Origin of the sequence: uncultured Algibacter sp. (assembly GCF_963976535.1) — a bacterium.
In the GTDB taxonomy this organism is placed as follows: Bacteria; Bacteroidota; Bacteroidia; order Flavobacteriales; family Flavobacteriaceae; genus Algibacter_B.
This window is the reverse complement of sequence record NZ_CAXBLF010000083.1, coordinates 1-10,640: the sequence shown is the minus strand read 5'-3', so window position 1 is coordinate 10,640 and position 10,640 is coordinate 1. Positions and strand designations below refer to the sequence as shown.

Below are 10,640 nucleotides of genomic sequence, written 5' to 3'. Positions count from 1 at the left end.
TACAAACACGTTAAACGAACCTCTCCATAAACAAAATAACTTTCAATTTAAAAAATAAGCTAGCATATAAATGCGTTAGGGATTGCAGAGGAAATCCTTTTTATGAGGTACGAATAAAAAGATTGTAACCTTTCGACTGCGCTCAAGATAAACATCAAGCCCGACCCTTGGGTAACGCCTAAATTACAGCATAATTAATTAGCTACTTCACTAATAAACTTTATACGGTATAAACGAAGTTCTTCGTCATCATAATCGCCATCAAACTCATCGATAGCGGCGTTTATATCATCAGTTTCAGATTCCATAAAGTAATCATGGATTTCTTCTTGTTGGTCTTCATCTAGAATATCATGAAGCCAATAGTCTATATTCAATTTAGTGCCAGAATACACAATAGCCTCCATTTCTTTTATAAAATCGGCCATAGACATGCCTTTCGAAGATGCAATATCATCTAGCGGTAACTTTCTGTCCACATTTTGAATAATGTATAATTTATTGGCAGAGTTAATACCTGTAGATTTTACAACTAAATCATCTGGACGAACAATATCGTTTTCATCAACATACTTTTCTATAAGTGCTACGAAACTTTTTCCGTATTTTCTAGCTTTACCTTCTCCAACACCATGAACATTACTTAACTCGGTTAGATTAACAGGATATTTTAATGACATATCCTCCAAAGAAGGATCTTGAAAAATAACAAAAGGTGGTACGCCTAGTTTTTTAGCATTGCTTTTACGTAGATCTTTTAGCATACTCATTAAAACAGTATCTGCTACTGCGCCACTTCCTTTTTGGGCGGTAATTATGCTACCATCTTCTTGCTCACCTTCAAATATGTGATCTTCAGTCATCATAAACGATTCTGGCTTTTTTATAAAGTTTCTACCTTCGTCTTGTAACTTGATAACACCGTAAGTTTCAATGTCTTTTTTAAGGAAACCAGTAACTAATACTTGCCTTAATAGAGCCATCCAATATTTATTGTCTTTGTGTTTTCCTGCTCCAAAAAAGGGTTGCTCGTTAGTTTTGTGAGAGTTAATCAAGGCATTCTCTTTACCAATTATAACATTTACCAAATCTTTGGATTTGTACTTTTCGTTAGTATTATCGATAGTTTCTAAAAGTAATTTCACTTCATCTTTAGCTTCAACTTTCTTTTTAGGATGCCTTACGTTATCATCCATATCGCCGCCTGCGCCAGTTTTAGTATCGAACTCTTCACCAAAATAATGAAGAATAAATTTTCTTCTAGAGATAGACGTTTCCGCGAAAGCGACAACCTCCTGCAGTAGTGCATGCCCAATTTCCTGTTCTGCAACAGGTTTTCCTGACATGAACTTTTCTAATTTTTCGATGTCTTTATAGGCATAATATGCTAAACAATGGCCTTCGCCTCCATCACGTCCTGCTCTACCCGTTTCTTGGTAATAACTTTCTATACTTTTAGGAATATCATGATGAATTACAAAACGTACATCGGGTTTATCGATTCCCATACCAAATGCTATAGTTGCTACCACTACATCTACATCTTCCATTAAGAATTTATCTTGATGACTTGAGCGTGTTTTGGCATCTAACCCTGCATGATAAGGCACTGCATTTATGCCGTTTACCTGAAGAACTTGTGCTAACTCTGTAACACGTTTTCTACTCAAACAATAAACAATACCTGATTTCCCATCATTCTGTTTTATAAAACGAATAATATCAACATCTACATTTTTAGTTTTTGGTCTTACTTCATAATATAAATTAGGTCTATTAAAAGATGCTTTAAACGTTTTAGCACCTCCTATACCCAGATTCTTAATAATATCTTCTTGAACTTTAGGTGTTGCCGTAGCGGTTAAACCAATCATTGGAATATGATCACCTATACGTTTTATAATATGACGCAAATTTCTGTACTCTGGTCTAAAATCATGTCCCCATTCGCTTATACAATGCGCCTCATCAATAGCCATAAACGACACCTTTACTGACCTTAAGAATTCAACATTCTCTTCTTTAGTTAATGATTCTGGCGCTACATATAGTAATTTTGTAATGCCATTAACTATATCCTCTTTAACCTGTTTTATTTCTGTTTTGTTTAATGAAGAGTTTAATACATGCGCAACACCATGCTCTTTAGAAATGCCTCTTAAGGCATCTACTTGATTTTTCATTAAAGCAATTAAAGGAGAAACTACAATAGCTGTTCCTTCTTGCATTAGCGCAGGCAATTGGTAACATAATGATTTACCACCACCTGTTGGCATAATAACGAATGTGTGTTTTCCTGATAATAAGCTTTCTATAACACCTTCTTGAAGTCCTTTGAATTTATTGAATCCAAAATATTTTTTTAGCGAAGCATGCAAGTCGCTTTTTGTTATTGACATGAATTGTATAAAATTATTGTTTGATTAAATCTCTATATATGCAGAAATTTTGGTTAATTAATTTCATAAAGCATTTAGAGAACCCTCATATTTTTTTCGTTAGTTTTGTAACGAATTTTCAAATTACAACAAAATTCAATTTGATTAACACTAAAGATAACAAAATCTTTAAACATCAACTCAAAAAAATAAATTTTGAACGACAAAAATTCCATTATTGAAATCGCGAAGCATACTATTGAAATGGAAAGTAAAGCCATTTTAAACTTGTCTAGCTTAATAACTAATGATTTTGCAGAGGCTACACAACTCATTTACAATTCTAAAGGACGCGTTATTATAACAGGTATTGGCAAAAGTGCAATTATTGCTAACAAAATTGTAGCTACGCTAAATTCTACTGGTACACCTGCTGTTTTTATGCACGCTGCGGATGCTATTCATGGTGATTTAGGGTTAATTCTTGAAGATGATGTAGTAATTTGTATTTCTAAAAGTGGCAACACTCCTGAAATTAAGGTCCTTCTTCCTTTAATAAAACGTGCAAAAAATAAAATGATTGCTATTACTGGTAATACAGAATCTTTTTTAGGACTACATGCCGATTTTATTTTAAACACTTATGTTGAAAAAGAAGCTTGTCCACATAACCTAGCGCCTACTACAAGTACAACGGCACAACTTGTAATTGGTGATGCACTTGCCATTTGCTTGTTAGAATTACGTGGTTTTTCCAGCAACGATTTTGCTAAATACCACCCTGGTGGTGCTTTAGGGAAGAAATTATATTTGCGTGTTCAAGATATTTCTTCCGTAAACGAAAAACCAAAAGTATTACCAAACACGATTATTAAAGATGTGATTATCGAAATTACTGAGAAAATGTTAGGGGTTACCGCAGTTGTTGAAAATGATAAAATTATTGGTATAATAACAGATGGTGATTTACGTAGAATGTTAAGCAAAGTTGATGATTTTTCTGGGTTAACCGCAAAAGATATTATGAGTGCAAACCCTAAACGTATTGAGGCTGAAGCCATGGCTATTGATGCCTTGGAAGTTATGGAAACCAATGAGATATCACAATTGTTAGTTGAAGAAAACGGCAAATATGCAGGCGTGGTGCATTTACACGATTTAATAAAGGAAGGTATTATATAATGGCAAAAAAAGAAATTAATGAGATGTCTTTTTTAGATCATCTTGAAGATTTACGCTGGCATTTAATTAGAATAATAACGGCTGTTGTAATCGTAGCCACAGTTGCTTTTATTTTTAGTCGATTTGTTTTTGACCAAATAATTTTCGCACCATTGGACATGAGCTTTCCAACTTATGACATGCTATGTCAAACCGCTAATTTTATTGGTGTAAACACGACATTTTGTGCTGAAGAAATGCCAATGATATTACAAAACAGAACCATGGCAGGACAGTTTTCTGCTGATATTTGGACAGCTATTTTAGGTGGTTTTATTATTTCCTTTCCTTATGTTATTTATCAACTATGGAAGTTTGTTAGTCCTGGTTTACATATTAACGAACGTAAACATTCGCGAGGTTTTATTATTATTTCATCGCTTTTATTTTTTATAGGTGTGCTATTTGGATATTATATTGTAACGCCTTTGTCTTTAAACTTTTTAGCTAATTATAGTATTTCTACAAAAGTGGACAATCAAATAGATATAAGCTCCTACATAGCCTTAGTAAGGTCGTCTGCTTTGGCATCAGGATTAATTTTTGAGCTCCCAATTATTATTTATTTTTTAACTAAAATAGGATTGGTTACGCCAGAAATATTAAGAAAATATAGAAAATATGCTTTGGTTGTTGTACTTATTCTTTCGGCCATTATTACGCCACCAGATATTGCGAGTCAAGTTATAGTAGCTATCCCAATTTTAGTTTTATATCAAGTAAGTATCTATATTTCTAAAGTGGTCATTAGAAATCAAAAAAGAAAAGAAAAAAAACAACATGTCTGATATTGTTAAAGAATTCAACGATTATCGTGCTAAAATGAATGATAAGATTTTAGCCGATAATAATAAGGTGATTAAACGTATTTTTAATTTAGATACCAACGCTTTCGCGGAAGGCGCCTTAGATGTTAAAACAAAAGAACTTTTGGGTTTAGTTGCATCAACCGTTTTGAGATGTGATGATTGTGTTAAGTATCATTTAGAAACAAGTTATAATGTAGGATTAAAAAAAGAAGAAGTTGTTGAAGCTTTAAGTATTGCTACTTTAGTTGGTGGCACTATTGTTATTCCGCATTTGCGAAAAGCTTATGAATTTTGGGATGCATTGGAAGCTAAAAGTAAATAGATTCTAGACCGCTACGCCATTAGATATTAGAACATAGACAACAATAAGATAAAATTAAGCATTCCGTTATAATAGTGTATATGATTTTACTATTTTTAGCGTTCAGTATATAAAAATTATGATTTTAAGAGCCGAAAATTTAATGAAGTCCTATAGCGGACGAAAGGTAGTAAAGGATGTGTCGTTGGAAGTAAATCAAGGCGAAATTGTTGGATTATTAGGACCTAATGGTGCTGGCAAAACAACGTCTTTTTACATGATTGTAGGTCTTATAAAACCTAATGGTGGTCAGATTTTTTTAGATAATACCGATATCACAAAATACCCGATGTACAAACGTGCACAACACGGTATTGGATATTTGGCTCAAGAAGCTTCGGTATTTAGAAAATTGAGTATTGAAGATAATATTTTAAGTGTACTTCAACTTACCAAACTAAGCAAGAAAGAGCAACACGATAAAATGGAATCGCTTATTGAAGAATTTGGTCTTGGGCATATTCGAAAAAGTCGTGGCGATTTATTATCTGGTGGTGAGCGTCGTCGTACCGAAATTGCTCGTGCTTTAGCAACCGACCCAAGTTTTATTCTTTTAGATGAACCTTTTGCAGGTGTTGACCCCGTTGCTGTTGAAGATATTCAACGTATTGTCGCACAACTTACCAAAAAAAATATAGGTATTTTAATTACCGACCATAACGTGCAAGAAACACTAGCTATTACAGATAGAACCTATTTAATGTTTGAAGGTGGCATTTTAAAACATGGTATTCCTGAAGATCTTGCCAATGACGAAATGGTGCGTAAGGTTTATTTAGGACAGAATTTTGAATTACGTAAAAAGAAGATTCGTGATTAGACGCTAAGCGTCATTTGATTTATTTTGTCATTCCTGCGAAGGCAGGAATCCACTTAGAAATTAAAAATATTCAATAATTTTTATTTCGCTATTCAAGGAGACAAGTCCAATCTTTAGACAAATCTTTCCAATTAGGATTATCTTTTTCTATTAAATCGATTTTCCATTGGCGTTTCCATTTCTTCATATTCTTTTCTCTTTTAATAGCATCATCAACATATTGATAAGTTTGAAAATACAGTAATTTATTCAAACCATATTTTTTAGTAAAGCCTTCAACTAATTTGTTTTTATGTTCAAACATTCTGCGTTCCAAATCGTTTGTTACTCCAATATAAAGTGTTCCACAGGTTTTATTGGTTAAGATGTAAAGGTAATATTGATGAATGGTTTTATACATGAAGATTATAGTAAACGAGTGGATTCCTGCCTTCGCAGGAATGACAAAAAGATTAGAATTTTGACTTTCTTAAAAAGAAAATTTACAATTAAATTACTACTCATTCCTTATAGAAAACTTCATCTCTTTTATAGGAATAATATAAGTCTATATATTCTCCTTTTTTCAAAGTCACACAATAACTCTTTGTAATTGGTACTAGATAAAGTTTCTCTTTATAATTAACATTTAATAGACTCCTTGCCCCTTGAGTTACATATTGGCATCTAATATAATCTATCCTTACTTTGACTCTAGAGTTAATTTTATGTTCATTTTTACAAGAAAACAAGAAAAATAATCGTTAAAAATTTCATTTTATGAAAAACTTACTTGGTTTCATTATTAACCCCATACTCTACTCCTTCAGCAACTTCTTTTTAATAAAAATAAAGCTTTTCACCAGTAAAAATGCCAGAGACCCAACAATTAAACCAACAATAAAATCTCTAATAAAACTTGGGAGTATTTCTAAAAAATGATGTAAAAAATCTATGTTATGAACAAAAATACCTCCAGCTACCATCAATAAGGCTATAGTGCCAATAACTGACAAACTTTTTATAACCCATGGCAAGGTTCTAATCAAAAAATTTCCAACTATATTCGAAATACTTTTTTTATTATCACTTAAACTAACTAATTTTAAACCAAAATCATCCATTCTAACAATAAGCGCCACAATACCATATACTCCAATTGTAGCTATAATAGCCACTACCGATACCACTAAAACTTGAAATAAAATAGGTTTACCAATCACTGTTCCGAGTGCAATGATTACAATTTCTACAGACAGTATAAAATCAGTAAAAATCGCTGATTTAACCTTCATTTTTTCAGCCACACGCATATCTTCCTCAGACATATTAACATCATCCTCAGCATGGTTTACTTCAGCATCTTCATGTTTATGTGGAAAGAAAAAATGAAACACTTTTTCAAATCCTTCAAAGGCCAAATAAACGCCCCCTAAAATTAACGCTAGAGTAACTCCCCACGGAGCAAAAGCACTAAGCAAGAAAGCAATTGGTAAAATTATCAATTTATTAAGTGCAGAGCCTTTGGTTATTGCCCATAAAACGGGGAGCTCTCTGGAAGCTAAAAAGCCTGTTGCTTTTTCTGCATTTACAGCTAAATCATCACCTAAAATACCCGCTGTTTTTTTGGTAGAAATTTTACTCATAACTACCACATCGTCCATTAAACTAGCTATATCGTCTAAAAGCGCAAAAAAACCTGATGCCATTAAATTTAGTTTGAAGTTAAATTGTCTAAAACAGACATAATGATATAAAGTAATATGATAAGTGGTATTGCAGCAAATTTTAATACGATAAGCAATACCAAACATAAAATTATAAAAATGTAACGGGTTGAATTCCCTTTAAAACTATAATCTTTAAACTTTAATGCGAATAATTTAATACCAGAATTCAATAAATAACTACTTAAAAACGTTAATCCAATCAAAAACCATTTATTAAGAATGATGCTGTTTATAGCATCGCTATTCTGAAACTCGATAATTAACGGTAATGAGATGATTAGTAACGTATTTGCAGGTGTTGGTAAGCCTTTAAAATAGGTTTGTTGGTCTTCGTCTAAATTGAACTTTGCTAACCGGTAAGCTGAAGCTAAAGTGATTAACAATCCTAAAAGTGGAAGTATTGGTAAATTAAATTCAATTCCACTTGAGTTGGTCACCCAACTATTCACAGATACAGTTTCTGATTCAACTGTCAATGCCAATAACTTATACATGATAATTCCAGGAACTAATCCGCTAGTTACCATATCTGCCAATGAATCTAATTGCAATCCTAATGCACTCTGTACCTTTAGTTTTCTGGCTGCAAAACCATCAAAAAAGTCAAAAAATATGCCTAAAAACACAAATAAAGCAGCCGTAACAAAATTGCTATTAACAGCAAGAATTACGGCAATACTTCCGCACAATAGGTTTAAAAGTGTCAGTGCATTGGGTATGTATTTTTTCATATTTGGTTTGTTTTGATTTTGTAAAAATAACAAACAATTTCAGTCTAAAGCAATATCTATTATAATTTGAAGTTTTAAAGAATGTAAATTATGTGCATCTTTGTAAAAAAATTGCGTTTGAGACTTTACATCACCACATTATTTTGTGTCTTATCTGCATCTTTGTTTAGTCAAACTGTTAGAAAATATTCTAATGAGTTTATGAATATTGGTGTGGACGCTGCTTCATTGGGCATGAGTAGTGCCGTAACATCTCAATCTTCTGATGTGAATTCTGGATATTGGAATCCTGCTGGATTATTGAAACTTGAAGATAATCAACTGGCGCTAATGCATTCTAGTTATTTTGCAAACATTGCAAACTATGATTATGCTGCTTTTGGAATGCCTTTAGATGACAGAAGTGCTGTTGGAATATCTTTAATTCGTTTTGCGGTTGACGATATTTTAAACACCACACAACTTATTGATGCAGAAGGCAATATAAATTACGACAGAATCAGTCTGTTTTCTACTGCCGATTATGGATTAACATTTTCTTATGCCAGAGCATTACCTGTTCAAGGACTAAATTTCGGTGTGAATGCTAAAGTCATCAGAAGAGTTATTGGCGATTTTGCCTCCTCATGGGGTTTTGGTTTAGATGTAGGCGTTCAATTTGAAACTAACAACGACTGGAAATTCGGAATTATGGCTAGAGACATTACCACTACTTTTAATGCTTGGGCTATTGATGAAGAAGAATTTGCTACCATTAGTGATGCTGTTGAAGGTCAAAATCAAGAATTACCAGAAAGCACTGAGATTACAATCCCAAAATTACAAATTGGAATTTCTAAATTAGTTGATTTTAATTATGACTACACGCTTTTGACTGCTGTTAATTTGAATGTTCGTTTTGAAGAAAACAACGATGTGATTTCAACATCTTTTGCTAGCATAAATCCTGCTTTAGGCTTTGAATTTGGTTATATAGACATGGTTTATTTACGTGCCGGAATGGGTAATTTTCAAAATGAAAGACAATTTGACAATAGTGAACAACTAAGTTTTCAACCAAGCTTTGGCTTAGGCTTTAAATATAACGGCATTCAAATTGATTACGCTTTTACTGATATTGGCGACCAAAGTGTAGCGCTTTATTCCAACGTATTTTCTCTAAAGCTCGATTTTAGTATCTTTAGATGATGAACAGGTTTAAACTTTTTCAATTGGCTCCGAAATAATTTTTTTCACTCACTTTATGTCTTTTTTTCAATCCTTAGCAATACTAAACAATTCAAGAAAACCTTCAATTGATCAAAAAATCTCTAGTTCTCACTACAATCAAAAAGCTTTAAATTGGTTCATGCAAAAAAATCTTCTTTTTTTATTTCTTTTTTTATTTGTTGAAATAACTACTGCGCAACAAAATCAATTATCTCCACAGGCTGAAATTAGCGTACTCACAGTGGGATCTGGCACATCATTAAATGATGCTTTTGGGCATAGTGCGTTTAGAATTAAAGACCCTTTGCTCCGTATTGATGTAACCTATGGCTATGGTGAATACGATTTTGATGCTCCAAATTTCTATTTGAAGTTTGCTCAAGGAAAGCTTAACTATCTAATTAGCAAAACTGAATTTACCAGATTTTATCAAGTTTACAACTATTTCAATAGAAGTATAAAAGAACAAGTTTTAAATCTTTCGCAAACTGAAAAACAGAAGCTTTATGATTATTTAATTAATAATTATAAACCAGAAAATAGGCGATATTTATATGAGTTTTTTTATGATAATTGCGCCACAAAGATTAAAGATGTAATAAATGTTGCTTCAAACAATACGATTACATTTCACAATCCAAAAGATTTTGAAGAGGCTACGTTTAGAACATTAATTCAAAATAACTTAAACAAAAATTCTTGGGGAAGTTTAGGAATCGATTTAGCGCTTGGTTCTGTCATTGACAAAAAAGCAACTCCAGAAGACCATATGTTTTTACCCGAAAACATATACAGATTCTTTGAAAATGCTACCATTAGAAATACTAATGAACCACTAGTTAAGGAAAGCCATGTTTTATATTCTAAAAAACCCACTCCTCATTCTAGTTATTTTTTAATAAGTCCGCTTTTTGTTTTAGGAATTATTGGTTTACTAATCATTTATATCACTTACAATGATTATAAAAAGGAGAAAAGAACGAAATGGTTAGATGTTACACTTTTTACAGTAACAGGATTAATAGGTGTTATGCTATTATTGTTATGGTTTGCTACCGATCATACAGGTACGCACCAAAATTATAACATCCTTTGGGCATTTGCACTCAATATACTAGTTATTGGCCAACTTCTAAGAAATAAGGCAAGCAGGTGGTTTATAAAATATATTAAATTTTTAATTATTTTGCTTTGCCTTTTAACATTACACTGGCTTATTGGTGTTCAAGTTTTTGCTATTGGTTTAATTCCTTTTTTAATAGCCCTGATTATAAGGTATGCTTATTTGATTAAGTTTTATAACGGACAAATTAGTATCTGGACGGAAACACAGCAAAATTAAATTTATTTCTTTTTGCGCCCTTTCAGTTTATTTTTAATCGCTTGATACTAAGGCATCAAC

General features: G+C 32.3%; 10 protein-coding genes. 6 read left to right on the top strand and 4 right to left on the bottom strand.

Going from position 1 to position 10,640, the window contains the following annotated elements; genetic code table 11:
- Nucleotides 1-194 precede the first annotated feature (194 nt).
- A complete protein-coding gene (locus tag AAC024_RS14860; RefSeq protein WP_339896280.1) occupies nt 195-2,399 on the bottom strand; it encodes an ATP-dependent DNA helicase RecQ in 2,205 nt (734 codons plus the stop codon).
- A 195-nt stretch (nt 2,400-2,594) separates the two neighbouring features.
- Here AAC024_RS14860 and AAC024_RS14855 point away from each other — a divergent pair, with 195 nt between their 5' ends.
- From AAC024_RS14855 to lptB, 4 genes are all read left to right on the top strand, one after another.
- Entirely contained in the window at nt 2,595-3,560 is a 966-nt protein-coding gene (locus AAC024_RS14855; protein WP_339896279.1) for a KpsF/GutQ family sugar-phosphate isomerase, read from the top strand.
- Nucleotides 3,560-4,387, top strand: coding sequence for a twin-arginine translocase subunit TatC (gene tatC / locus AAC024_RS14850; protein ID WP_339896278.1), 828 nt, complete (start codon nt 3,560-3,562; stop codon nt 4,385-4,387). Before AAC024_RS14855 ends, tatC begins: the two co-directional genes overlap by 1 nt.
- Nucleotides 4,380-4,730 (top strand): carboxymuconolactone decarboxylase family protein, encoded by a 351-nt coding sequence (locus AAC024_RS14845; RefSeq protein ID WP_339896277.1) that lies wholly within the window; start codon nt 4,380-4,382, stop codon nt 4,728-4,730. The genes tatC and AAC024_RS14845 overlap by 8 nt, the downstream gene beginning before the upstream one ends.
- A gap of 118 nt (nt 4,731-4,848) precedes the next feature.
- On the top strand, nt 4,849-5,589 hold the full coding sequence (gene lptB / locus AAC024_RS14840; protein WP_339896276.1) for an LPS export ABC transporter ATP-binding protein: 741 nt from the start codon (nt 4,849-4,851) through the stop codon (nt 5,587-5,589).
- 88 nt (nt 5,590-5,677) lie between these two features.
- Here lptB and AAC024_RS14835 read toward each other — a convergent pair whose 3' ends face one another.
- The 3 genes from AAC024_RS14835 to AAC024_RS14825 form a co-directional block, all read right to left on the bottom strand.
- Entirely contained in the window at nt 5,678-5,989 is a 312-nt protein-coding gene (locus tag AAC024_RS14835; RefSeq protein ID WP_339896275.1) for a GIY-YIG nuclease family protein, read from the bottom strand.
- A 397-nt stretch (nt 5,990-6,386) separates the two neighbouring features.
- Complete coding sequence (locus AAC024_RS14830) at nt 6,387-7,277, bottom strand: DUF808 domain-containing protein (RefSeq protein WP_339896274.1); 891 nt, start codon at nt 7,275-7,277, stop codon at nt 6,387-6,389.
- A gap of 5 nt (nt 7,278-7,282) precedes the next feature.
- Entirely contained in the window at nt 7,283-8,029 is a 747-nt protein-coding gene (locus AAC024_RS14825) for a CDP-alcohol phosphatidyltransferase family protein (RefSeq protein WP_339896273.1), read from the bottom strand.
- A gap of 201 nt (nt 8,030-8,230) precedes the next feature.
- Between AAC024_RS14825 and AAC024_RS14820 the strand changes: the two genes are divergently transcribed.
- A complete protein-coding gene (locus tag AAC024_RS14820; RefSeq protein ID WP_339896281.1) occupies nt 8,231-9,217 on the top strand; it encodes a PorV/PorQ family protein in 987 nt (328 codons plus the stop codon).
- A 160-nt stretch (nt 9,218-9,377) separates the two neighbouring features.
- A complete protein-coding gene (locus AAC024_RS14815) occupies nt 9,378-10,580 on the top strand; it encodes a DUF4105 domain-containing protein (protein ID WP_339896272.1) in 1,203 nt (400 codons plus the stop codon).
- Nucleotides 10,581-10,640 lie beyond the last annotated feature (60 nt).